Annotated in this window: 23 protein-coding genes and 2 pseudogenes; 13 read left to right on the forward strand and 12 right to left on the reverse strand. The window is 66.2% G+C overall.

Translation table 11 applies throughout. The features are described from left to right. Positions 1–303: pseudogene (locus tag EET13_RS32265) on the forward strand (PE family protein); the annotation flags it as partial. A gap of 31 nt (positions 304–334) precedes the next feature. Then, complete coding sequence (locus EET13_RS10745) at positions 335–1,138, forward strand: IclR family transcriptional regulator (protein WP_122442274.1); 804 nt, start codon at positions 335–337, stop codon at positions 1,136–1,138. Here EET13_RS10745 and phtC read toward each other — a convergent pair. From phtC to EET13_RS10770, 5 genes are read right to left on the reverse strand one after another with little or no spacing between them, the layout of a single operon-like run. Then, positions 1,126–1,851 carry a 3,4-dihydroxyphthalate decarboxylase gene (phtC, locus tag EET13_RS10750; protein ID WP_122442275.1) on the reverse strand — a complete coding sequence of 242 codons (726 nt, stop codon included), beginning with the start codon at positions 1,849–1,851 and terminating at the stop codon, positions 1,126–1,128. The genes EET13_RS10745 and phtC overlap by 13 nt on opposite strands. Next, positions 1,841–2,638: a 3-(cis-5,6-dihydroxycyclohexa-1,3-dien-1-yl)propanoate dehydrogenase gene (hcaB, locus tag EET13_RS10755; protein ID WP_122442276.1), complete on the reverse strand. Its 798-nt coding sequence runs from the start codon at positions 2,636–2,638 to the stop codon at positions 1,841–1,843. The genes phtC and hcaB overlap by 11 nt, the downstream gene beginning before the upstream one ends. Beyond that, on the reverse strand, positions 2,622–2,873 hold the full coding sequence (locus tag EET13_RS10760; RefSeq protein WP_122442277.1) for a dihydrodiol dehydrogenase: 252 nt from the start codon (positions 2,871–2,873) through the stop codon (positions 2,622–2,624). The genes hcaB and EET13_RS10760 overlap by 17 nt, the downstream gene beginning before the upstream one ends. Beyond that, positions 2,870–3,397 (reverse strand): 3-phenylpropionate/cinnamic acid dioxygenase subunit beta, encoded by a 528-nt coding sequence (locus EET13_RS10765; protein WP_122442278.1) that lies wholly within the window; start codon positions 3,395–3,397, stop codon positions 2,870–2,872. The genes EET13_RS10760 and EET13_RS10765 overlap by 4 nt, the downstream gene beginning before the upstream one ends. Then, positions 3,394–4,683 carry an aromatic ring-hydroxylating dioxygenase subunit alpha gene (locus tag EET13_RS10770; RefSeq protein ID WP_122442295.1) on the reverse strand — a complete coding sequence of 430 codons (1,290 nt, stop codon included), beginning with the start codon at positions 4,681–4,683 and terminating at the stop codon, positions 3,394–3,396. The genes EET13_RS10765 and EET13_RS10770 overlap by 4 nt, the downstream gene beginning before the upstream one ends. A gap of 324 nt (positions 4,684–5,007) precedes the next feature. Between EET13_RS10770 and EET13_RS10775 the strand changes: the two genes are divergently transcribed. Beyond that, positions 5,008–5,967 (forward strand): Rieske (2Fe-2S) protein, encoded by a 960-nt coding sequence (locus EET13_RS10775; RefSeq protein WP_122442279.1) that lies wholly within the window; start codon positions 5,008–5,010, stop codon positions 5,965–5,967. After that, positions 5,964–6,449 carry a hemerythrin domain-containing protein gene (locus EET13_RS10780; protein WP_122442280.1) on the forward strand — a complete coding sequence of 162 codons (486 nt, stop codon included), beginning with the start codon at positions 5,964–5,966 and terminating at the stop codon, positions 6,447–6,449. Before EET13_RS10775 ends, EET13_RS10780 begins: the two co-directional genes overlap by 4 nt. Positions 6,450–6,463: 14 nt before the next feature. Here EET13_RS10780 and EET13_RS10785 read toward each other — a convergent pair whose 3' ends face one another. Further along, entirely contained in the window at positions 6,464–7,225 is a 762-nt protein-coding gene (locus EET13_RS10785; protein WP_122442281.1) for a class I SAM-dependent methyltransferase, read from the reverse strand. 51 nt (positions 7,226–7,276) lie between these two features. Here EET13_RS10785 and pcaH point away from each other — a divergent pair, with 51 nt between their 5' ends. The 3 genes from pcaH to EET13_RS10800 are packed head-to-tail and all read left to right on the forward strand — an operon-like array spanning position 7,277 to position 9,845. Further along, a complete protein-coding gene (gene pcaH / locus EET13_RS10790; RefSeq protein ID WP_122442282.1) occupies positions 7,277–8,047 on the forward strand; it encodes a protocatechuate 3,4-dioxygenase subunit beta in 771 nt (256 codons plus the stop codon). Then, a complete protein-coding gene (pcaG, locus tag EET13_RS10795) occupies positions 8,044–8,619 on the forward strand; it encodes a protocatechuate 3,4-dioxygenase subunit alpha (protein ID WP_122442283.1) in 576 nt (191 codons plus the stop codon). Before pcaH ends, pcaG begins: the two co-directional genes overlap by 4 nt. Continuing rightward, positions 8,616–9,845 carry a lyase family protein gene (locus EET13_RS10800; RefSeq protein ID WP_122442284.1) on the forward strand — a complete coding sequence of 410 codons (1,230 nt, stop codon included), beginning with the start codon at positions 8,616–8,618 and terminating at the stop codon, positions 9,843–9,845. Before pcaG ends, EET13_RS10800 begins: the two co-directional genes overlap by 4 nt. Before the next feature lie 88 nt (positions 9,846–9,933). Here EET13_RS10800 and EET13_RS10805 read toward each other — a convergent pair whose 3' ends face one another. Together EET13_RS10805 and EET13_RS32750 are read right to left on the reverse strand one after the other, a co-directional pair. After that, on the reverse strand, positions 9,934–10,152 hold the full coding sequence (locus EET13_RS10805; protein WP_168990745.1) for a colicin immunity domain-containing protein: 219 nt from the start codon (positions 10,150–10,152) through the stop codon (positions 9,934–9,936). 162 nt (positions 10,153–10,314) lie between these two features. After that, a pseudogene (locus EET13_RS32750) lies at positions 10,315–10,476 on the reverse strand (colicin D domain-containing protein); the annotation flags it as partial. Positions 10,477–10,866: 390 nt separating this feature from the next. Here EET13_RS32750 and EET13_RS10815 point away from each other — a divergent pair. Beyond that, the gene (locus tag EET13_RS10815; protein WP_122442287.1) at positions 10,867–11,148 is read left to right on the forward strand and encodes a DUF1876 domain-containing protein; all 282 of its coding nucleotides are present in this window, start codon (positions 10,867–10,869) and stop codon (positions 11,146–11,148) included. Between the two features lie 20 nt (positions 11,149–11,168). On the opposite strand, the gene EET13_RS10820 is transcribed toward EET13_RS10815, so the two are convergent. From EET13_RS10820 to EET13_RS10835, 4 genes are all read right to left on the reverse strand, one after another. After that, positions 11,169–12,479 carry a phosphoribosyltransferase gene (locus tag EET13_RS10820; RefSeq protein ID WP_122442288.1) on the reverse strand — a complete coding sequence of 437 codons (1,311 nt, stop codon included), beginning with the start codon at positions 12,477–12,479 and terminating at the stop codon, positions 11,169–11,171. 45 nt (positions 12,480–12,524) lie between these two features. Then, complete coding sequence (locus EET13_RS10825; RefSeq protein ID WP_122442289.1) at positions 12,525–13,649, reverse strand: Rv2629 family ribosome hibernation factor; 1,125 nt, start codon at positions 13,647–13,649, stop codon at positions 12,525–12,527. A gap of 57 nt (positions 13,650–13,706) precedes the next feature. Beyond that, positions 13,707–15,548, reverse strand: coding sequence for an AMP-dependent synthetase/ligase (locus EET13_RS10830; RefSeq protein WP_122442290.1), 1,842 nt, complete (start codon positions 15,546–15,548; stop codon positions 13,707–13,709). Positions 15,549–15,727: 179 nt separating this feature from the next. Continuing rightward, the gene (locus tag EET13_RS10835) at positions 15,728–15,976 is read right to left on the reverse strand and encodes a hypothetical protein (protein ID WP_122442291.1); all 249 of its coding nucleotides are present in this window, start codon (positions 15,974–15,976) and stop codon (positions 15,728–15,730) included. Between the two features lie 286 nt (positions 15,977–16,262). Here EET13_RS10835 and EET13_RS10840 point away from each other — a divergent pair, with 286 nt between their 5' ends. From EET13_RS10840 to EET13_RS10860, 5 genes are all read left to right on the forward strand, one after another. Beyond that, positions 16,263–17,249 (forward strand): GNAT family N-acetyltransferase, encoded by a 987-nt coding sequence (locus tag EET13_RS10840; RefSeq protein ID WP_244603855.1) that lies wholly within the window; start codon positions 16,263–16,265, stop codon positions 17,247–17,249. Between the two features lie 106 nt (positions 17,250–17,355). Continuing rightward, the gene (locus EET13_RS10845; protein WP_168991093.1) at positions 17,356–17,838 is read left to right on the forward strand and encodes a flavodoxin family protein; all 483 of its coding nucleotides are present in this window, start codon (positions 17,356–17,358) and stop codon (positions 17,836–17,838) included. A gap of 3 nt (positions 17,839–17,841) precedes the next feature. After that, positions 17,842–20,628, forward strand: a complete 2,787-nt coding sequence (locus EET13_RS10850; protein ID WP_122442293.1) for an AMP-binding protein — start codon at positions 17,842–17,844, stop codon at positions 20,626–20,628. Between the two features lie 258 nt (positions 20,629–20,886). Beyond that, on the forward strand, positions 20,887–22,152 hold the full coding sequence (locus EET13_RS10855; protein ID WP_122442294.1) for an alpha/beta hydrolase family protein: 1,266 nt from the start codon (positions 20,887–20,889) through the stop codon (positions 22,150–22,152). Between the two features lie 14 nt (positions 22,153–22,166). Further along, the coding region (locus tag EET13_RS10860; RefSeq protein ID WP_244603856.1) for a wax ester/triacylglycerol synthase domain-containing protein at positions 22,167–22,613 on the forward strand (447 nt) is incomplete at its 3' end.

The raw sequence follows: 22,613 nt of genomic DNA on the forward strand, positions 1-22,613 counted from the left end.
GGAGGGGCCGGCGGATCGAGCGGCGGCAGCGGGGGAGCCGGCGGCGTGATCGGTTGGGCCGGCGCCAACGGTGGTACGGGTGCCGGCGGCACCGGTGGCAACGGCGGTCAGGGCGGTGCCGGCGGTAACGGCGGCAACGGCGGCAATGCGTCGACGGGCGGCACCGTCGGCCAAGGCGGCAATCTGGCGTTGGGCGGGCAAGGCGGCACCGGCGGCGGCGCTGGTGGCCCGGGCGGCAACTCCGGGTTCACCGGCAACTTGGGTGTGCCCGGAAGCAACGGTCTGCCGGGCATCGTAGTGTGATCAGGCATGCATCGGCGGTACCGTCACTGTCATGCCGACGAAAAGGCAGCGCGTGGCGGGCATGCCGGCCGCCGATTCGCTTGTGCCGCAATACCCGATCGAATCTGTCGACAACGCGCTGAAGCTGCTGTTGCTGCTCGGCGAACGTCCTGAGATCCGCTTGAGTGAGGCGACTCGATATCTGGGTGTGGCGTCGTCCACCGCGCACCGACTGCTGGCGATGCTGATATATCGGGGCTTCGTGCGCCAAGACCCGGTGTCGAAGGCGTACCTGCCCGGTCCGGCGCTGACCAGTGTGGCGTTCTCGATATTCAGCCGCATCGACATCCAGGGAACGGCCATGCCCATCATGCGCGATCTCAGCGAACGCCTGCGGGAAACGATCCACGTCGGCATGCTGGACGGCGCCGATGTCCGATTCGTCGCTGCCGTCGAGGGCCCGGCTGCCGTCCGGGTGGCGTCCCGGCTGGGCCGCGCCCTGCCTGCGCATTGCACCTCGACGGGCAAGGCGCTGCTGGCTCAGCTGCCCGAAGCGCAACTGCGGCAATTACTTCCGAATGACGAACTGAAGCGCGTCACCGCCCATTCGATCGGTAGCCGCACGGAGTTGGAGTCCGAGCTTTCCCGCATCCGCGATCGCGGTTATGCCGTCAACCGGGAAGAAAGCGAGGAAGGCGTGGCGTCGGTTGCGGTACCGATTCCCGCCGAGGCCCCGGGTTTGCGGCTTGCACTCAACGCCGCGGCTCCGTACCACCGGCTGGACAAGTCCAAGTACTCCTCGATCGCCGCGGCACTTACCAAGGCAGCCAAGGAGATCGGCGTTCAGCTTGGCTGAATACCCAATCGCGCCACCTCGTGCCGCCAGGCCGCCGCGATGTTGAAGTCAGATCCCAAGTCCGGCAGGTCATCCCAATCGGCTTCGGCGATGTCGCGCAGCGTACCGCCGGCAGCACTGACCTGCAACGACATTCGGGCCAGCGCGTCGAGGCTGATCGCTTGTAAGACGGCCTGCTGGATGCTGCCGGCCGCGCTGGTGATTCCATGGCCCCGACAGATCACCACGGGCGCGCTGCCCATGGCCGCCACCATATCCTGGCCCAGCTGTGAACTTCGAATCAGCACCGCGCGTTCAAAGACGGGCACGCCACCGCGGGCGAGCACGGCGCCGGGAATGTCGTACGCCCCATAGATCGGCCGGATTTCGATGCCGGCCAGATCCGCGGCGACGACGGCCGGTGGATGCAGGTGTGCGACCGCCCGGCGCCGGGGATCGGCCAGCATGGTCTCGACGTGGATGGGTAGTTCGTTGGGGATGCGGTATCCGTCGAGTTCCGCTGCGCCGCCCGGGGTTCCGTCAATCCCGATCAACCGGATATCGCTGGGCCGGGTGAATGCCAGCCCCGCGTCGGTGTCGCTGCGGCAGCGGATGAGTAGCTGGTCGTCGCCGACGCGGAGGCTCAGATGGCCGAGGATGCCGTCGACCAGGCCGCGCGCCGCGGCCACGCGGCAGCCCAGGGCGACCAGCGTGCGCTGCGAGTCAAGTGTCATGACTGTCCCGCAAGCCGAATCCGCCGTCCGGGTGGATGGTTTCGCCGGTGATGCCGCGGGAGCGCTGGGATGCCAGGAACACGAAACTCCACGCATGGTCGTGACCGGTGAGCGCGACGTTGAGCGGCACCCGCGCGGCCAAATCAGTTGTCCTGTTGGGTGAGTCGAGTCGCACCCCATCCAGCCCCAGGCTGGCAAGGCCGCGCAGGTCGGTGTTGAGCGTGCCGCCCGGCGCCACCCCGTTGACCCGAATTCCCGGCGCCAATTCATGCGCCAACGACGCGACCAGCCCCCGCACGGCGAACTTCGACGACACGTACAGCACCCCGCCGCGCCCAGGATAGAACGACGAGGTGGACTCGGTCAGCACGATCGAGGATCCGGTTTGGGCATGTAGGGCGGGCACCGCTGCCTTGACCGAGTGCAGATGGCTCAGCACGTTGGTGCGAAACATCTCGTCGAAGGCCGCCGACAAGACTTCGGCGTCGATATCGCTGACACCCCGGTAGAAGTCGAACACGCCGGCGCAGTTGACCAGGGTGTCGAGCCCGCCGAACGCATCCACGGCCGTGGCGACCGCGCGGTCATTGGCCGCCCGGCTGGTGGCGTCGCCCTCGACCACCGGCACTTCCGGCAGATCCTGGCGCAACCTCGCACACTTGTCGGTATCGAGTTCCAAGACAGCCACTTTGGCTCCTTCGGCGCGGAATGCGTCGACGACGGCACGCCCTATTCCCGAACCGGCACCCACGACCAGTGCCCGCTTGCCGTCAAGCCAGCCCGTCATCGCATTCCTCGGGTTCGTCGGGCAGTAACGGAGCGCGGGAATTGCCGACCATGGCCGCCAGCGTATGAGGGTTCTGCCACGTGAGCGCCTCCACTTCGAGCGCGTCCAGACTGATCCACCGCCCGGTTCTGGGGGCGGTGATCAGCAGCCGCGAGCCGTTGCGGGTGTCGACGCGCTGGACCACTACCTCGGTGAATTCGTTTGCGACGGTGATGGGCTCGCCGACGGGATTCATAAGAACACCGCCAAATTCTGCATCCGCAGCACCGACTCGTCGGCAATGATGTTGCGACGCGCCAACTTCCACCTGTTTTCCGGATCTCCGCACCAGCGGAGCACATCCTGGCGGCCGCAGGACAACAGTGCGCTTTCGTTGACGTCGCCGCGACTGCGGAACAGCAGTTCGGCCGATTCGACCATCAGCTGCGCGGCGTCCTCCCCGGCAAAGGTGCGTACGTTGGTGATGAAGTGCCGCAGTCGCGAAGGGGGATCCTCGGTCCAGGCGTGCTCGGTGGCAAAACGAGCGACCCGTTGGGTCAGCGAGTACTTGTCCTCGTCGAAATGGGCCATTCCCGGTGACGTGTCGAACCCGGCGCCGCGGGCGGTCGTGACACGCACCGGCATGACATAGCGAATGTCGTCGGTCATGGTGTCCAGCCATTGCTGGTATTGCTGGGCGTCGAGCAGGTAGGCTTCGTCCACCAGGAACCGGTGCGCCTGGAGATGACGAATATCGTTGAACGCCAAGCAGTCTCTCATGTCAAGTAAGCCGCCCACAGCTTGAGCAGCTCGCGTTGGTTGTACTCGTTGTAGCCGACTTGCGCCCGTCCGGGCCCATGGAACAGCTCGGCCGGCAACGTCTCGACGACGGGCCGGTCGTCGGCGAGCAGCCCCATCCGGCTGTTGAGCAGTAACCGCCGCGCCATCGTCCCGCCGGCGGTGGTGGTCAGTGACACCCAGTTCTCCACGTCGTCTTGCTCGAACATCCCGGTCGACCCGAAGCACATCAGGTACGCCTGGTAGGACCGCTTCTTGAAGTCCGCGGGTGCGCCCGCGTCGACCGCGAACCAGGAGCAGACCTCGGTTTCGTTCTCGCTGATCGGCTGCCACTGCCGGATCGAGATGAACGGCAGCACCTTTTCGTCTTCGGAATCAACGCCGGGCAGCTTGGGCCAGTTGTGCACGAAACTCAGGTTGGGAAAACAGGTGGCAGCCGAGAACATGAAGCCGTCCTCCCCGATGACCCGCTGTTGCCGGGATGTCCAGATATCTTTCGTCCGGCCGATCATGTCGTCGGGGTAGCCGACATAGCGCATGCGTTCCTCGAAGCCGCCCGACGGAAGTTTGTAGGTGGTTCCGCCCCCGCGGTGGGCCCAGTAGGTGGCGCCGTCCTTGCGTTTGTGGGCTTTCGGCTCGCGGAACAACCCGATCTTGACTATCGAAGCATGAGTATGTGGCGTGTGGTACATGTCGCCGGCGAAATTCTCGGCGCCGATCTTCCAGTTGGCCTTGATCCGCCAGCGCTGCGGCCCCCGCATCTCCAGCCCGGCAGCGCTCTGCTTGGTGTAGTAGTCCAGGTAGAACCGGAAGTCGCCGAGGTACTCCTCGAGCGGTTGGACGCGCGCGTCCAAGCTGACGAAGATCAAACCGTTGTAGCTGGCCAAATTCGGTGCGGGCAATAGGGTTTGACCCTTCGGAAACCCCGCGTCACCGCCGTAAGCCTCCCGGTGGAACGGCAGGCCGGTGAGCCGGCCGTCGTTGCGGTAGGTCCAGCCGTGGTAGGGGCAGCGGAAGTTGGAGGCATTACCCATCTCCGCGCGGCACAGTTGCATGCCGCGGTGCAGGCACATGTTGAACAGCGCGCGCACCACGCCGTCGGAGTCGCGGGCGATGATGAACGAATCGTCGAGCACCCGGCGCACGACGTAGTCGCCCTCCTGCGGGACCTCCGATTCATGGGCCACGAACATCCACGCGCGGCCGAACAGCCGCTCTTTTTCCAGCTCGAACAACGCTTTGTCGTTGTAGATGTGGGCGGGAACCATCCCCCGGCGCAGCGCGTCGGCAAGACCGCCGAGGGCGGCACTGTGATCGGTCACATCCAGCCCCAACTCTTCGAAGCAATTATCTGTAAGACAGAAAGCTATTCTGCATAACAGAATCGCGCAGAACGCCGCGACCGTCAATTGGGTCCGGCGGGGTCAGCGATCGCACAGGGGTTCCGGGGCTGATTCACAGTCACTTCACATTTAAGAAGACGTTATGGAGCTGTGCTGCGTGGATACGTTGGTAGCTGGTGTGTGCGGGGGCGGGTTCGCTTGATGCGCGTCACCGTCTGGCTGAGTCTTTGATGGGGAAGGACTGGTGTCATGGCAGAGCGGCCTCGAGATCGGCAGCCGCACAAATTCGGGTCGCGGGTGCTGGCCGCCATTGGGCGTCAAGAGTGGCTGGATCGGCCCAGCTATCGACTCGAACACCTGATCAGCTTCGGTTTCAATGCGTTAGGCGGGGCGCGCGACCGCGTCACCAACGCCTTGAACGGCGTATGGCTGGGTCACCCGGTGCATCCGCCGCTGACCTCGTTTGCCAGTGGGGCGCTCGGCACCACGGTGGCCCTGGACGCCCTCAGCGTGCTGCCCGGCCGGCCGGCCTCCGAGGTGTTGGACGCCTCCCGGTTTGCTAGCCGCGCGCTGGGGCTGGGCATTGCGGCAAGCGTCGGCTCGGCTGTCACCGGAATTGCTGACTGGCAGCACACCCACGAAGAGGACCGCCGGGTGGGGCTGGTCCATGGGTTGGTAAACACGGCCGCCACCGCGCTGTATGTGATGTCGTGGTTGGACCGCCGCCGCGGCCACCACATTCGCGGGATCGCGGCCAGCGCTCTGGGCTACGCCATCACGGTCGGCGGCGCCTACCTCGGCGGGGCGCTGGTGTTCGAGTCCGGCATCGGCATCGACCAGTCCGGAGGGCGCCTGCGCACCAGGCAATGGACACCGGTGTTGCCCGCGAGCTCGTTGAACGGCAAGCCCGTTCGCGTCGAGGTCGACGGAGTGGGGCTGGTGGTGTGCCAAACCAAACCCGGCGAAGTTTCTGCCTTCGGTGAGTTCTGCCCGCACCTGGCCGCGCCAATGGCCGACGGCTGGATCGATCGCGGCCGGCTGGTGTGCCCGTGGCACGGCTCGCGGTTCGCTCTGGAGTCCGGTGAGGTGTTGCGCGGGCCGTCGGCAGCTCCGCTGCCGTGTTATGAGGCCCGGGTGGTCGACGGAGTGGTGGAAGTGCGCGGCGACGGTCATGAAGGTCTGCCCGCCTCGGAAGGGATTGCGAAGTGAACGCTTACGAAGTGCTCAAAGAACACCACGTGGTGATCAAGGGACTCGGCCGCAAGATCAGCGAGGCGCCGGTCGACAGCGAGGAGCGCCATGCCCTGTTCGACGACTTGCTGATCGAACTGGACATTCACTTCCGCATCGAGGACGACCTCTACTATCCGGCGCTGTCAGCGGCCACCAAGCTGATCGCGGTGGCGCATGCCGAGCATCGCCAGGTCATCGACCAGCTGTCGGTACTGTTGCGCACACCCCAGAGCGCACCTGGCTACGAGGACGAATGGAACTCCTTCAAGACCGTTCTCGAGGCACACGCCGACGAGGAGGAACGCGACATGATCCCCGCTCCTCCCGAGGTCAAGATGAGCGACGCCGAACTCGAGGAGCTGGGCGAGAAGATGGCCGCACGCATGGAGCAATACCGGGGATCTGCGCTGTACAAGCTTCGTACCAAGGGCAGGGCCGCGCTGGTACGAAGCTTGTAGCCGCGCACAGCCGATTACCGCCGACCGATGCCGGCCATCATGGTCGGCGTGAGAACACGGGTGTCCTCGCTGAACCGAACCGCGGCCGCGTCGGCATCCTCGGTGGAGATCAGTCCCGCATCGACGACGGCGTCTCGCAGGCTCTCGAAGGACAACCTAAAGAAGTCGAAACCCGGTGAGCCGGAATCGATGACGCGGGCACGTCCTTCACCGCGAACCTCATGGAGCCCGGCAGCTGCCAGATCGGCGACAACCTGGCGGCCGTAATGCGGTTCGAAACCCGACCGCTGCATGAACGACATGATCGCGGCGGTGACCCGCTCGAGTTCTACCGCAGCCCCCTCGAAGCCGAAGCCGGTCCAGTCGTAGTCTTCGATGACCATGCACCCGCCGGGACGTAGCGCCGCGGCCAGGCGTTGGATGATCTGCCGGCGATCCGGCAGGTGTTCGAGCACCAGACGCGAATGCACCAAGTCGAATTCACCCTGAGCAAGCTCGTCGGTCCGGATGTCGAGGCGGCGAACGTCGATCGAATCGCTGGCCAGCGATTCGATGAAGCGGGTATCGATGTCGACGGCCACCACCGAGGCGCCGCGGCCGCTCATCCATTCCAGCAGCGACCCGCCGCCCGCGCCGACCTCCAGGCACCGCCAGCCTGGGCCGATGCCGAGCTCGTCCAGCAAGGCGTGCGTCCCCGGGTCCCACAGACTTTCGATGCCCGCCAACCTGCTGCGTTCCTGGGCAAAGCCCTGGTCATAGACGTAGTCCTGGGGCATGCCGGTAACGCTAGCCCCACAGGCTGCCGACCGCGAGTAGCCTCACGGTTCGTGAATGCCGCACCGCAGCGCATCGCGACCCAAGCCGACATCACGTCGGAAATCAACACCATCGCAGCCGAATACCAGCGCACCGGCGTCGTAGGCACCCAGCCCCGCCTCGACTATCCGCCGTATCGCAGCAGTGTGCTGCGTCATCCCGAACGCGCCCCGCTGGCCGTCGATCCCGAGGAGGTCGAGCGCTGGACGCCGTGCTTCGGCGAGCGGGACGTCGGCCCGCTCGATGCCGACCTGACGGCCGGCCACCCGGGCGAGCCGATCGGGGAGCGCTGCATCGTGGCCGGCCGGGTCCTCGACGGAGCCGGCAGACCGGTGGCGGGCCAGCTGGTGGAAATCTGGCAGGCCAACGCCGCCGGCCGCTATCGCCACCAGGGCGACCAGCATCCCGCTCCACTGGACCCCAACTTCACCGGCGTCGGCCGCTGCCTGACCGGTCCCGACGGCTCGTACCGCTTTGTCACCATCAAGCCCGGGCCCTATCCGTGGCGCAACCATCACAACGCCTGGCGACCCGCGCACATTCACTTCTCGGTCTTCGGGACGGCGTTCACCCAGCGTCTGATCACCCAGATGTACTTTCCGGGCGATCCGTTCCTGGCATTGGATCCGATCTTCCAGTCGATCACGGAACCCGTTGTGCGCCAACGGTTGCTTGCCACCTACGACCACGGCCTCACCGAGCCAGAGTACGCGACCGGTTACCGATGGGACATCGTGTTATCGGGTCGCTGCCGCACCCACGCGGAAGGCGACGGTCGATGACTGAATTGGCTTGCACCCCAGGGCAAACCGCCGGACCATTCTTCGGCATCGCGTTGTCGTATCCCGGCGGCAACGAGCTGATCGACGACGGGTACCCGGGGGCCGTTCGGCTGCACGGCACGGTCTATGACGGTGCCGGCGCCGGTGTGCCCGACGCGCTGCTGGAACTGTGGCAGGCCGATGGTACTGGTCGCATTCCACGACAGGCCGGGTCGTTGCGGCGCAGGGGCGCACCACTTTCCGAGTTCACCGGATTCGGCCGGGCGGCCACCGACGCACACGGACGTTACCGGTTCACCACCGTGGCACCCGGCTCGGTCGACGGGCGGGCGCCGTTTTTTGCCATCACCGTCTTCGCCCGGGGCCTGTTGCACCGGCTGTTCACCCGCGCCTACCTGCCCTCTGCTGATGTGGATGCCGATCAGGTGCTGGCGCGCGTCGAACCCCGGCGGCGTGCCACGCTGTTGTGCGTGGACGAAAATGATTCGGGCCGTGTCGGTTACCGTTTCGACATCCACCTGCAGGGCCCGTGCGAAACCGCGTTCCTAGCGTATCGAGACGACATGCGATGACCAACCTGTTGTGGCCCGGCGACCAGCGGGCCGGCGACTACCTGAGCGACGAATCGTTGCTGCGGTCGATGGTGGCGGTGGAATCCGCTTGGTTGGGGGCACTGGCCGACGCCGGACTGGCGCCCGTCGACCGGGCCGGGGCTGACCTGCGGCACCTGGTGGGCGAGCATGACTGCGAACTGCTCGCGGTCACCGCCGAGGACGGCGGGAACCCGGTCCTGGCGTTGGTGTCGCTGCTGCGAGATCGGGCACTGCCGGCCGTTGCTCCGTGGATCCACCGCGGACTGACCAGCCAGGATGTCCTCGACACCGCCCTGATGCTGGGGGTCCGTTCCGTCGCCGACCACGTGACAACGCAACTGGCGCAACAGATCAAAGCGCTGTCAGCGCTGGCCAGGACGCATCGCGCCACCCCGATGCTGGCCCGCACCCTGACTCAGCACGCGGCGCCCACGACGTTCGGCGCTAAGGCCGCGGTCTGGCTCAACGGCGTCGTCGACGCCTATCGGCAGTTCGGCGCGCTGGTCACCCCGGCTCAGTTCGGCGGCGCCGTCGGAACATGGGCGGCCACGACTGAATTGGCCGCTCTGCTCACCGCCGAAGCAGAGCCTGTAGAACTAGCCGACCGTGTGGTGCGCACTGCCGCAACCACTTTAGGACTTCGGGTGCGGCTACCGTGGCATACCACGCGGACGCCGGTCACCGCCGCGGGGGACGCTCTGGTCTGCTGCACCGACTGCTGGGGCCGGATCGCTGCCGACGTCGTCACGTTGGCTCGCCCCGAGATCGGCGAACTCGGCGAGCCCGCCAGCGGACCGCGCGGCGGATCGTCGTCGATGCCGCACAAACGCAACCCGGTGCTGGCGATCCTGATCCGCCGGGCCGCCATGTCCGCACCCCAACTGGCCGCGACCCTGCACACCGCCGCCGCACTGGCCAACGACGAACGCCCCGACGGCTCCTGGCATGCCGAATGGGAGACCTTGCGAACCCTGGCCCGCCGTACCGTGATCGCGGGGTCGCAGTGCGGCGAGCTGCTGGCCGGACTCGACGTGCGCACCGCGCGGATGGCCCAAAACCTCGGTGCGGCAGACGTCCTCGGGGAACAGCGGGTGATCGCGGAATTAGCCGGAACGCACCCGTCGCCAAGCTACCTCGGCGCCGTCGATTGGCTGATCGATCAGAGCCTGCGGCGTGCGCAGCGGGCGTTGGGTGAATATTCGTGAGGCGGATAGGGGCTGAACCGCCCCCGGCCCTAGGCCCACCAGCGACCGACCACCTCTGACCTGGCTCGTGAAACTTTCCCTGCTGGCACTAACTTTCGTACAGCTTTCGGTAGGCTTCACGCGCGCAGGTACGCAATTGTTCATCATCTAAACCACCCGCCGTCTCCCGTAACTCGGGATCGGCGGTGTAGTCATCGACATCGGCGAACAATCTGTCGAGTACCTTGAATTCAGCCAGGAACTTGATCTCTGTCGTTCTTAAATGCCGTAAAGTATAAGGATTGAAGCTCCGGAGCAGATATTTCACGATTGATGGATCTTAATATCAGTTCTTGGTATTTTGTGGTCATACGCTCGACCGATGCGCCTTCAGGAAACATTAATCACCGCCCAACTTTCCCTCGTTCAACACGTACGCCGCTTGTTCAGGGCTCAACTTCCAGCCTGATATAAATCTTCGATCCGGAGTCTAAATGACGTATAACCCGGACTTCGGATTGTAGTTCAGCATAGCAGGCTGACCGCGGTAGGTGCCCTGGATATGCATGGTCGCGGGGTCATTGACTACTTGTTTAACAGCTCGGTCGAATGCGTCGAATCGCGCGCGACCTCGCGGATCTGTCACATCAAAATCTTTTGCTTGATAATACTAGCGTTCGATTTGTCCGAGATCCGTTAATGGGATCTCGTCGATAGTTTGCTGACCCGTTCGCGTTTTTGGGTAGTCCTTGCTTTGGTTGTTGTGGTGCGGGTTGTGTCCAGTATGGGATGTCGGCGCGTTTGGCGTCGTGTCGCGGGCCTGTATTGTTGCGTTGGCATAGGGGCCGTCGAAAGACTCCAGGGAGGTTCGGAACCGGCGTTTTCGTGCGATCGTCGGTCGCGCCGCCAGCACTTGACGGTCGAAATCGCCGCGGGCTCGAACAGGAACGCCGACTCGTGACTTTTGCCTCTACTGGTCATAGGTTCGGCCGTGATCGCATCAATAGTTGACCGCAGACACTCGCAGACACTAAGGAGGGCGATGACCGACAACGCCAGCAACGCCAAGTCCTGTCATGTCGACGTGCTGATCGAAGAGCGCGACGAGCGGACCCGGGCCAAGGCACGCCTGGTCTGGGGCGATCACACGTTGGTCGGCGTCGGATTGGCCCGGCTGGACCCGGCCGATGAGCCGGTGGCCGAGATCGGCGACGAATTGGCTATCGCGCGGGCCTTGACCGACCTGGCGAATCAGTTGTTCGCGGTGACGTCGGCCGACATCCAGGCCAGCACACACCAGCCGGTCACCGGACTGCATCACTGAGGCGCTACGGACCCAATGGTCTACTGACGAACGAGGTACTCGAGAAACCAGTCGCGCGCCAGCGTTGCCGCGCGATCGAGGGTGCCCGGTTCTTCGAAGAGATGAGTGGCGCCGGGCACCACCGCCAGCTCGCACACGGCCGGGATCGCCGCTTGCGCCTGCCGGTTCAGTTCGAGGACCACTTCGTCGCGGCCACCGACAATCAGCAGGGTCGGCGTATGCACATCGCGCAGCGCGTCGCCCGCCAGATCGGGACGGCCACCACGGGATACCACCGCGGTGACCTTGACCCCGGGATGCGCGGCCGCAACCAGAGCCGCCCCCGCCCCGGTGCTGGCGCCGAAAAATCCGACCGGCAGCGAAGCGGTGTCAGGTTGATCGGACAGCCAGCCGGTGACGTCCACCAGGCGCCGCGCGAGCAGGCCGATGTCAAAAACGTTGGCGCGGTTGCGTTCTTCCTCGGGTGTCAGCAAGTCGAGCAGCAGGGTGCCCAGTCCGGCCCGATTGAGCACCTCGGCGACGTAACGATTGCGCGGGCTGTGTCGGCCGCTCCCGCTGCCATGAGCGAAAACGACCACACCACAAGGGTGTTCGGGGACGGTCAGCCATCCCGCCACCGAGACGGGTCCGGCATCCACTCGGACTTCCTCGTCGCGTGGTGGCGAGTCACCGGCGTCGGTGCCAACGCCGATTTCGGCGCGGGCGCGGCGTAGCAACGCCACCACCTCGTCGTCGCAGGTCTGGGTGAAGTTGCGGTAGCCCTGGCCTACCGCGAAATACGGCACGGGCGTTTCCAGGCATACCACTTCGTCGGCGTACCCGGCGAAGCGTTGAACGATGTCGGTCGCTCCGATGGGAACGGCCAGGATCACCCGGCTAGCCCCGTGGGCGCGGGCCACCTGGCATGCGGCTTGCGCGGTGGCGCCGGTCGCGACCCCGTCGTCGACGATCACCGCGATGCGCCCGTCGAGGGCGATCGGGGCGTGGTCGCCGCGGAAGCGCTCGGCTCGGCGGTGTAACTCGGCGCGCTGGGCCGTCTCCACCTCGGCCATCTCCCGCTCGGTGATGCAAGCCTCGCGCACGACGTCGTCGTTGATGACCCGTACACCGCCTTCCCCGATGGCGCCGAAGGCAAGCTCGGAGTGCGACGGCACTCCGAGCTTGCGCACCAGGAGTACATCCAGGGGAGCGTGCAGCGCCCGGGCAACTTCGAATGCCACGGGAACACCGCCTCGCGGCAGACCCAGCACCACCACGTGCTGACCCCGCAAGAACTCCAGACGGCGTGCTAATTGCCTGCCGGCGTCGACGCGATCCGTGTACTGCCTCATACGTCGAGTGTCCAACTCCTCCTGGGTTCCCGATACTGCCCGAGGTCAGGAACTCTGTCCGGCCAGCCTGTCGGTGGCGGCATAACGGAGCAGCGCGCCAACTCCCTCGGCGGGCGTCAGCCGGTCGTCGGCGCGCACCAGGGACGCGTCGACCGCGATCGCGGCGAACGGCAATGCTTCGTCGGCACGAACTACCCGCGCCACGGGCTCGCCCAGCTCCGACAGCGTGTCGGCATCGGGAGCGACGGTAGTCCGCGCAGCGCCGGTGACCACCGTGGCCTCGCCCAGATCACCGATGATCAGCGTGTCGACGTCGCCGCCACGCAGTGCCGCACACACCGCAGCCACCCCTTCGGCGGCCAGCCCCGAACCGCGGCCCAGCTGAGCCCGGAAACGCTGCGCGACGTCGCTCAGCTCGGCGGTTCGCCGGCGCGCGAACTCCGCCGCGGTCAAGCCGCTGATCTCCTCCTCGCTGATGCCGCTGGTGCGGGCGCCGGCATGCAATTGGGTCACCCGCCGCGCGACCCGTTGCGGCAATGCCGAAACCAGGTCGGAGCGCGAACGTACCTCGCCGCAGATGAACACCACCTCCGGGTCGGCGTCATCGACCAGCCGGGTGAGGTGGTCGGCGACCGCGCGGCAGTTCATCCGGATGGCTTCCTCGGTCGTGTGCTGGAGGTCGCCGTAGCCGTTCCACCCCGCAGTGGCCGGTTTGTGGACCGGGTAGCCGCCGCCGTCGATGCTGGTGGAACTGAACGTGTCGCCGCGGTACAACCGGACGTCGGCCCCGGTGTGGTCCACCGCAGCGAACACGTACGTGGGCCTTAGCATTTCACGATCGATCAACGGCACCACATAGGGATACTCGGACAGGCGGACCACCGTTAGCGGCGGCGCGCTCAGCAGTTGCTCGTTGACCAGCACCTGGTCGGCTGTCGCGATCACCGCCCGGCCGCGCCGGCCCACGGCCGGGCGATGGTGCAGCACCGCGTCTTCGAGCTTGCCGACGAGTTCGGCGTGTGCACCCAGGTCTTCGAGATGGCGGCGGATATCGCGCCACTTCGCCTCGAGTTGCCCGGCGGCATCGGCGGTGTCGTGGGAGTCGTCGAAATACACCGAGGCAACCGGACCTTCGGCGTTTACCAGCCATCGCAGGCGTTCTGATCGCATGCCCACCCTCTCTGCTCTGTCGTCGTGATAATCACCTGCAGATTGCCGGTGCGGCGATCAGTTCCGGTACAGGCCCGCTATCTGGTCGGCGGACTTGTCGACCACCACCTTGCGGCGCAGCTTCATGCTCGGCGTCAAATCGCCGGATTCGATGGAAAGCTCGCGGTCGAGAATGGTGAATTTCTTGATCTGCTCCCACCGATTCAGTTCCGAGTTGAGCATGTCGATGTATCCCGCGATTAGGTCCCGCGTCTGGTTGTCGGCGGCGATTTCGGCGAATGAGCGGCCGGCCAAACCGTGTTTGGCAGCCCAGTCGGTGATCGCCTCGCGGTCCAGACTGACCAGTGCCACGCAGTAGGGCTTGGCTTCGCCGATGACGATGAGCTCGCCCACGTACGGGCATAGGCCCTTGAACCGCACCTCGATGGCCGACGGTGCCACGTACTTGCCCTGGGAGGTCTTGAACATGTCTTTCTTGCGGTCGGTGATCCGCAGGTAGCCGTCGGCGTCGACCTCGCCGATGTCGCCGGTGTGGAACCACCCGTCCTCGTCGAGTGCCTCGGTGGTGGCGTCGGGCAAATCGTGGTACGAGGTCATCAACCCGGGCCCCCTGAGCAGGATTTCGCCGTCACCGGCGATCTTGACCTCGGTGGCGGGGAACGGCCAGCCGACTGTGCCGAACCGGTACGCGTGCGGGCGGTTGATGAACGACGCCGCAGCGGTCTCGGTCAGCCCGTACCCTTCGAGCACGGTGATGCCGATCGCGTCGAACCACTGCGCGACGTTGCGGTCCAGAGCGGCGGCGGCGGACACGAAAAACCGGATCCGGCCACCGAAACGCTCGCGGATGGTGGAGAACACCAGCCGGTCGGCCAGTTTGTATGCCAGTGCCGCGGCCGGCGACGGCTTCCGGCCCGCTTGCCTGGCCGCAGACACCTTCAACCCCACCCGCATCGACCACCCGAAAACCGTTCTCTTGAAACGGCTTTGCTCGGCGATCAGCTGCTCGATGCGGGCATGGGCTTTTTCGAAGATTCGGGGTGCGGCACCCATGACGGTGGGATGCAGCACGGCGAGATTGTCGACGATCTTCTCGACGCGTCCGTCGATAGCGGTGGTGAAGCCGATCGACAGCGGCAGCGCCAGCATCACCTTGCCGAACGCATGGGCCAGTGGCAGCCACAAAAAGTTGAGGTCGTCGGGGCCGAGCACATTGAGGGCATCGATGGCCGCGGCGGTGTATGTCCAGGCGCCGTGGGTCAGCCGCACCCCCTTGGGCCGTCCGGTGGTGCCCGAGGTGTAGATCAGGCTGGCAAGCTGGTCGGGACCAACGGCTGCCACGCGCTCTTCGACGGCGTTGGGGAAGTCAGCCAGCAGTTGCTTGCCCAACTGTTCCAGGTCGGCGAGGGTGATCACCCAGTCGCCGTCACCCTTGCCGTCGACGATCACCACCTTGCTCACCGCGGGCAGGTCGGCGCGGTGCGCGAGCAACTTGTCGAGCTGCTTTTGATCCTCGGCAACCACCACCCGGCTGCCGGAGTTGGCGACGATGTAGGCGACGTCCGGGGCGATGGTTGTCGGGTAGACGGTGGTGGTCGCGGCACCGGCGCACATCACCGCGAAGTCGGTGAGCACCCACTCGTATCGCGTCGAGCAGGCCAGCGCCACCCGGTCCTCGGCGGCAATCCCGAGCGAGATCAGCCCCGCGGCGAGCTGGCGCACGCGCTCGCCAACCTGCTCCCAGGTGACGCTCTCCCAGCCTTTCCCCTGCGGATAGCGGAAGGCCTCCGCATGGGGGGTGGCGGCCACCCGGTCGAGGAACATTCTCGCTACCGACGGCGGCCGGCTGTCGATCTTGGCGAAATCGGGCTTCTCCAGCGCGGCGAGTGCGACGTTCATGAGTCAAATCCCTTCTCGCCCAAAGGAATCAACAGTGATTGGTTAGCGAAGTGGTGCATGACGATCTTTTCTCTTTGCGCCTTGATCCCTCCGATGCTTCTGCGGTTGCCCGGGCAGGTATAGGGACCAAAGTCATCCAGCCATCGGAAATCGTCCCTTCAGGCGTGCGCCGGCCCGGTTCAGGCCGCGATGCTCACCTGAATGGACAGGCATTCGCCGATGGCATGGGCCGTCGGCCAGTCACCGGTACGCACCGCGCACGCCAGGTCGTCGACCAACGGGCTTTGGACGCCCAATTCCGACAACCAGCCCGCCACCGTGGCGGTGATCTCGTTCGCGGTTACCCGGGCGGTACGTCCGCCGTGCAGGCGGTCCGTCACCTGATAGATCGTCGTGACCTTGTGATGCCGCCATATCGCTGCGTTCATCGTGATCTCCCGGTTTTCCGAGTTGGTCAGCTCGTAAGTATTGATCTGACCACCGGTGCGCGCGCCGTCCTAGAGGCCAACAGCACCGGTGCCGGTGTGCTTTGGTCGCTGCCCGGATCCGCCGAAGTCCCTGGCGGTAAGGTCTTTTGGCCCAGGCCGTGGCGAAACCGGGCGGGTAGCGTACTCGGATGTTGGGGATGTCGTGCCACCGAGGAATGAGCGAGATGACTGCTCTATCAACCGATCACCACGTAGCGGTGCCGGTCGCTTTCGTGGGTGAGCCGGGGTGAGCCCGGTCCGGGCCCAGGATCTGGCAGCGGTGGAGGTGTTCGCCGACGTGGCGATGCAGCAGCTCGCGCCGTTGGCTGAGCACCTCAAGCCGCTGCATGTGGCCGCGGGCGAGGTGCTGATGTGCCAGGGTGACCGAGCGGAGTCGTTTGCCGTCATCACCGCCGGCCGGGTCGAGGTTAGCCACGCCGGCCGCGACGGTCAGTTCTCGGTGACGGAGCTGTCGCCGGGCCTGATCGTCGGGGAAATCGCGTTGTTGCGGCACACGGTGCGGACGGCGACGGTGATCGCCAAAGACGACGTGTGCGGCTATCTGGGGTACAACGACGCCTTCGAGGCCATGCTGGCCATCCCCGCGGTTGCCGAGCGAATGGTCCGCACCGCGCGGCAGCGGTTGGCGGCCTACATCGCCCCGATCGCGGTATCGGTCGAAGACCATCCGGAGCTGCTGTTGCGCCCGGTCCTGCCCGGTGATGCCGAACGGTTCCAGAGCAGCGGGGCCTTCTCCCGAGAAACCCTGTACCGGCGCTTCATGTCGTCATACCAGCTCAATGACGCGCGGCTGGCCTACCTGTTCGAGGTCGACTATGTCGATCATTTCGTCTGGGTCATGACCAGTGGTGCCGACGGGCCGGTCGTCGCGGTTGGCCGGTTCGTTCGGGACAAGGACGACCCCGGCCTGGCCGAGGTCGCGGTTACCGTCGGCGACGCGTATCAGCGCCGGGGGATCGGGACGATGCTGCTGACCGCCCTGGCGATCGCGGCACGCACCGATGGCATCGACCGCTTCTGGGCCCAGGTGCTAGCCGACAACGAAGCCGTTCACGCGTTGGTGCGCAAGCTGCATCCCGACTGGGAGCGGGAGGATCCCGGGGTGGTCACCACGACGGTGGAAATCCCTGCCCTTGAGGATCTGCCCGTCGGCGACGTCGTGCGCAAGCAGTTGCTGAACGTGGCCTACCAGGTGATCCACGCATTCGACTGAGCCGGGCATAACGCCCCTGCCAGCTGAGGCCTTTGCGCCCTACCCGACGACGAGGTGGCTGCGCAGCATGGACCTGTCCGGCTTCGGTATCGGAAGGAGTTGGTCGATGAAATCGCTCATCGTGTGCGTGTCGACGTCGCACGGCAACACCCGCCGCGTCGCCGAGCGGATGGCTGAGGTGCTGCACGCGCAGGTTCTCGAACCCGAGCAAGTCGATCCGCACACACTCGGCGACTACGACCTTGTCGGCTTCGGATCAGGCATCTACTACATGGCGGTGCACCCGAGGTTACGGAGATTCTTGGGTCGCCTGCCGCAGGTCGACGGCGTTGCGGCGTTCACCTTCTTCACCAGCGGCGCCCGCGAGATCCCGTTGACGAGCTATCACAAGCCGATGGGAAAACAGCTTGCTGCCAAGGGTTTTGAGGTAATCGGATTGTTCTCCTGCCGGGGCCTGGACACCGTGGGGCCGTTCGGGTACATCGGCGGGATCAACAAGGGCCGGCCCGACCGTCACGACCTGGATCGGGCCGCGGCCTTCGCGGAACGGATTCGGGAACGGGTCGCGGGGTCCAGAGCGGCGTCCTGACAAATGGCAGGCGAGGAGCGCGACGTCCTGGCACTGGTGCGTGGCCTGGTCGCCGAAGTTCACCCGCATGCCATGCCCCCCTCGGTGACGCTCGACAGCACTTTCGACGACCTCGGTATCGGCAGCCTCGAACTGGCCGAACTGCTGTTGCGGGTACAGGGCAAATACGGGGTGGCGCTGCCGTCAGACCTGCTGGCCAGTGCCGAGACACCGCGTGATCTGGTGGTGGCGGTCGATCGCGGCCATCCCGCCCTGGCCCCTGAGCGCGGCGTCATGGTGTCTCTGCCCACCACGGAACCGGGCGGGCTGGCGCCCGAAGCGGCGTCGACCCTCAACGATGTCCTCGACTGGCACGTCGGCGTGACCCCGGAGCGCATGCACATCCGGCTGCTCGACGATTCCGGCGGCGGCACGGACCTGACGTATGCGACGCTGCACCGGGAGGCGGCCGCCGTGGCGGCCGGGTTGATCGCCCACGACGTCATGCCGGGCGAGACGGTTGCCATCATGTTGCCCACCTGCCGGGCTTACTTCACCACGTTCGCCGGTGTGGTGCTCGCCGGCGCGGTACCCGTTCCCGTCTACCCGCCGGCCCGGCCGTCCCAGTTGGCGGATCATCTGCGCCGCACCACCGGCATCCTCACCAACGCCGGGGCCACGCTGCTGGTCACCGTGCCCGAGGCGGTGACTCTGGGGCATCTGTTGCGCGCCAACGTCGAAAGCCTGCGTCACGTCGTCGTACCCGAAACCCTCACGGGTACAAGCGAAGACGCCTCGCCGTCGCTCCCCGCGCTGCCACGGCCGAGATCCGACGACCTCGCGCTGGTGCAGTACACCTCGGGCAGCACCGGCCAGCCCAAAGGGGTCGCCCTCGCGCACCGCAACCTGCTTGCCAACATCCGGGCCATGGGCCAAGCCGCCGGGGCTTCGGGAACGGACACGTTCGTCAGCTGGCTGCCGCTGTACCACGACATGGGTCTGATCGGGGCGTGGCTGGGGTGCATGTATTTCGGCGTCCCGCTGGTGGTGATGAGTCCCCAGGCCTTCCTCATCCGTCCGTCCCGATGGCTGTGGGCCATCCACGCAAACCGGGCGACCATGTCGGCCGGTCCCAACTTCGCCTACGAGCTGTGCCTGGCCAAGGTCCGCGACGACGAGATCGCCGGGCTCGACCTGAGCTCATGGCGATTGGCCTACAACGGCGCCGAGCCGGTGAGCCCCGCGACGATAGAACGGTTCGCCGACCGCTTCGCCGCGTACGGCTTCCGGCCAGACGCGATGACCCCGGTGTACGGTCTGGCCGAATCCTCGGTGGGCCTGGCCTTCCCGCCGCTTGGCCGGGGTCCGCTGATCGACCGGATCCGCCGCGACGAGTTCGTGCGTTCCGGGCGCGCCGAGCCGGCCTGGCCCGGCGAGCGTGACGCACTGCGCTTCGTGGCCTGCGGCCGGCCGCTGCCCGGCCACGAAATCCGCATCGTCGACACCGCTGGCACCGAACTGGGCGATCGCCGCGAAGGACGCATCGAGTTCCGTGGTCCGTCGGCGACCGCCGGATATTTCAACAACCCGACGCCCACCCGTTCGCTGTTCCACGGCGACTGGCTCGATACCGGCGACCTGGGCTACATGGCCGACGCCGACCTCTACGTCACCGGCCGGGTCAAGGATCTGATCATCCGGGCCGGCCGTAACCTGCATCCGGCCGAGCTCGAAGAGGCCGTCGGCAACCTCACCGGGGTTCGCAAGGGTTGTGTGGCGGTGTTCGCCTCCGCCGATCGGTCGGGGGGCGCCGAACGACTCGTCGTGGTGGCCGAGACGCGGCTGACCGAAGACGCCGCCCGCGCCGCGCTGCGCTCCGAAATCGCTTCCACCACAGTTGATTTGCTTGGCGTACCGCCGGACGACGTGGTGCTGGCGCCGCCGCGCACGGTGTTGAAGACCTCGAGCGGCAAGATCCGGCGGGCCGCCAGCCGGCAACTCTACGAGGCGGGACGAATCGGAGCCCGACCACATGCGGTGTGGTGGGAGTTGGTGCGGCTCCGGTTGCGCGGTGCGGCGCCGTCGCTACGCCGCACCGGTCGCGCGGCCGCTGCCGTCGCATTTGCGGCCTACACCTGGGCGGTGTACCTGGTCCTGGGGCTGGCGCTGGTCTTGTTGCTGTTGCTGTTGCCGCGAGAGCAATGGCGCTGGTGGGCGGTTCGGCGATCGATCCGCCTACTGGCCCGCCTTACCGGAACGGCCATCACGGTGCACGGCCTCAATCATCTGCCGGCCCAGACCTGCATCGCGGTGGCCAACCATCCGAGCTGGATCGACGGGATCGTGCTCGCCGCGGTGCTGCCGCCGGCGTTCCACTTTGTCGTCGCCGAGCAGTTGCAGCAGGGCCTGTACGGATTTGCGCTGCGGCGCCTCGGCACTCAGTTCGTCGAACGTCACCAGCGCCACCAGGGGGTGGCCGACACCGACGCGCTGGTTGCGTGCGCGCGAGCGGGGCAGTCGCTGGTCATCTTCCCCGAAGGCCGACTGGCCCGCGCACCCGGTTTGCGCCCCTTCCACATCGGCGCCTTCGTCGTGGCGGCCGAGGCCGGGGCCGCGGTCCTGCCCGTAGCCATTCGGGGGACCCGGTCGGTGATGAGGCCGGGCCACCACTTCCCGCGTCGCGGCGCGATCGACGTCATCATCGGCATGCCGATCCGGCCAGCGGGCCGGGACTGGGGTGCGGCGGTCGAGGTCCAACGCGCGGCCCGCAGCGCCGTGCTGCTGATGTCGGGCGAGCCGGACGTCGAGTGAGGGGTCAGGTCACCGCGCCTTGCTTACCGCCCGGCCAGTGCTTCCCACACCGCTGCCAAAGAGCTCCATCCGCGCGGTGACCAACTCATCGGCCAAGTCCAAGGCAGCGTCGACAATGCTCTGCGTCGTGACTCGTCCGGAAGCACGGAAACGATCTGATCGACGAACTTTCGGACCGTACGACGATTTGTACCCGGTGACTTTCGTCGGGACGTAAGACCCTAACGTGGCTTTCTGCGGGCTGTTAGCTTTGCCGCCATGGCAACATCGGCCAGTGATGACATCCGTGAGCGCCCGGGTCCACGCCAGCTGAGCCCACCCGGGATGGCTGTTTTGGGCAACGGTCTAGGCAATGTTGCCAAGCCTTTCCTGCACACCGGCCGCTATTTCGCCCAGTCTTGGCGCGACTATCTCGACCACAGCCCCGACGAGCTCCCTATCGCGCGACCCACTATCGCGTTGGCCGCCCAGGCATTTCGCGACGAGATCGTCTTGATGGGGCTGAAGGCGCGGCGCCCGGTCAGCGACGGGCACGTGTTCGAGCGAATCCGCGATGAAGTGGCTGCCGGTCTGGAGTTCTACGGCAACCGCGGATGGCTGGGTCGCCCGCGCGGGTTTTTCGCCGACCCACCGCAGCTCGCAGAGGTCATGGTCCGAAAGGTCAAGGACCGCCGGCGCACCTTTTACCGCCTGCAATTCGACAGCGGCTATGCGCCGTACCCGGGCGAACCGGGTGCGAAGCGATGGCTGGAATACGGCGCGAGCAACCGCGAGTACGCGCTGTTGCTGCGCCACTCCGAGCCGCGCCCCTGGCTGGTGTGTGTGCACGGGACCGAAATGGGTCGCGCTCCACTCGATTTGGCCCTGTTCCGATCCTGGAAGCTGCACGACGAGCTCGGCCTCAACATCGTCATGCCGGTCCTTCCTATGCACGGTCCGCGGGCGCGCGGCCTGCCCAAAGGAGCGGTGTTTCCCGGCGAGGATGTGCTCGACAACGTCCACGCGACGGCTCAGGGAGTGTGGGACATCCGGCGGCTGCTGTCCTGGATACGGCTGCAGGAGCCGGAATCGCTGATCGGGCTGAACGGGCTGTCGCTCGGCGGCTACCTGGCATCGCTGGTGGCCAGCCTCGAAGAGGGCCTGACCTGCGCGATACTCGGTGTCCCGGTCGCTGATCTGGTCGAGTTGCTCGGCCGCCACTCCGGGCTGCATCCCGACGACCCCCGCCGCGACACGGTGAAGGTGGCCGAGCCGATCGGCCGGATGATTTCACCTCTTTCGCTTATCCCGCTGGTGCCCATGGCCGGTCGTTTCATCTACGCCGGCGTAGCCGACCAGCTGGTGCACCCGCGCGAGCAGGTGACCCGACTGTGGGAGCACTGGGGTAAACCCGAAATCGTTTGGTATCCCGGTGGTCACGCGGGATTCTTCCGGTCCCGGCCGGTGCAGCGGTTTGTCGAGGAAGCGTTGCAGCAATCAGGGCTCCTGGACCGGCCGGCCGCGCAGCGCGACCGCCCGGCGTAATCGCGGAGGACGAGATGAATCCGCTGGATCCGCTGGATGCGGCGATGATGACCGCGGAGTTAGTGTCCAACCCGATGCATGTGGGCGCCGTTCTGATCCTGTCACCGCCGCCGGGTGCGGGCCGCGACTACGTCGATGAGCTGTATCGAGAAACGCAGGCGGGCAACGACGCGATCGACCCGAGGCTGCGACGATATCCGCATCAGGGGGTCGACACCGGGGGTATGTGGGTTTGGCGTGACGCCGATTCCGTTGACATCGCCCAACACTGCCAGCGGCGCACGGTGGACGGCGACGCCGCCGGTTTTTGGCGGCTGATCGCCGAGTTGGACGCCGAGCGGCTCGACCGGTCCCGTCCGATGTGGATGTCGTATCTGATCGACGGCCTGGCAGGTGGCCGATTCGCCTTCTATATCAAGGTGCATCACACCGTCATCGACGGTGTGGCCGGCTTGAAGATG

The sequence above is a fragment of the Mycobacterium attenuatum genome, from assembly GCF_900566085.1.
Taxonomy (GTDB): Bacteria; Actinomycetota; Actinomycetes; order Mycobacteriales; family Mycobacteriaceae; genus Mycobacterium; species Mycobacterium attenuatum.

Excerpts from the sequence above, each read along its gene's own strand:
- EET13_RS10745 (WP_122442274.1), top strand. The coding sequence starts at position 335 with ATGCCGACGAAAAGGCAGCGCGTGGCGGGCATGCCGGCCGCCGATTCG.
- phtC (WP_122442275.1), bottom strand. The coding sequence starts at position 1,851 with ATGACACTTGACTCGCAGCGCACGCTGGTCGCCCTGGGCTGCCGCGTG.
- hcaB (WP_122442276.1), bottom strand. The coding sequence starts at position 2,638 with ATGACGGGCTGGCTTGACGGCAAGCGGGCACTGGTCGTGGGTGCCGGT.
- EET13_RS10760 (WP_122442277.1), bottom strand. The coding sequence starts at position 2,873 with ATGAATCCCGTCGGCGAGCCCATCACCGTCGCAAACGAATTCACCGAG.
- EET13_RS10765 (WP_122442278.1), bottom strand. The coding sequence starts at position 3,397 with ATGAGAGACTGCTTGGCGTTCAACGATATTCGTCATCTCCAGGCGCAC.
- EET13_RS10770 (WP_122442295.1), bottom strand. The coding sequence starts at position 4,683 with ATGGTTCCCGCCCACATCTACAACGACAAAGCGTTGTTCGAGCTGGAA.
- EET13_RS10775 (WP_122442279.1), top strand. The coding sequence starts at position 5,008 with ATGGCAGAGCGGCCTCGAGATCGGCAGCCGCACAAATTCGGGTCGCGG.
- EET13_RS10785 (WP_122442281.1), bottom strand. The coding sequence starts at position 7,225 with ATGCCCCAGGACTACGTCTATGACCAGGGCTTTGCCCAGGAACGCAGC.
- pcaG (WP_122442283.1), top strand. The coding sequence starts at position 8,044 with ATGACTGAATTGGCTTGCACCCCAGGGCAAACCGCCGGACCATTCTTC.
- EET13_RS10800 (WP_122442284.1), top strand. The coding sequence starts at position 8,616 with ATGACCAACCTGTTGTGGCCCGGCGACCAGCGGGCCGGCGACTACCTG.
- EET13_RS10815 (WP_122442287.1), top strand. The coding sequence starts at position 10,867 with ATGACCGACAACGCCAGCAACGCCAAGTCCTGTCATGTCGACGTGCTG.
- EET13_RS10820 (WP_122442288.1), bottom strand. The coding sequence starts at position 12,479 with ATGAGGCAGTACACGGATCGCGTCGACGCCGGCAGGCAATTAGCACGC.
- EET13_RS10825 (WP_122442289.1), bottom strand. The coding sequence starts at position 13,649 with ATGCGATCAGAACGCCTGCGATGGCTGGTAAACGCCGAAGGTCCGGTT.
- EET13_RS10830 (WP_122442290.1), bottom strand. The coding sequence starts at position 15,548 with ATGAACGTCGCACTCGCCGCGCTGGAGAAGCCCGATTTCGCCAAGATC.
- EET13_RS10835 (WP_122442291.1), bottom strand. The coding sequence starts at position 15,976 with ATGAACGCAGCGATATGGCGGCATCACAAGGTCACGACGATCTATCAG.
- EET13_RS10845 (WP_168991093.1), top strand. The coding sequence starts at position 17,356 with ATGAAATCGCTCATCGTGTGCGTGTCGACGTCGCACGGCAACACCCGC.
- EET13_RS10850 (WP_122442293.1), top strand. The coding sequence starts at position 17,842 with ATGGCAGGCGAGGAGCGCGACGTCCTGGCACTGGTGCGTGGCCTGGTC.
- EET13_RS10855 (WP_122442294.1), top strand. The coding sequence starts at position 20,887 with ATGGCAACATCGGCCAGTGATGACATCCGTGAGCGCCCGGGTCCACGC.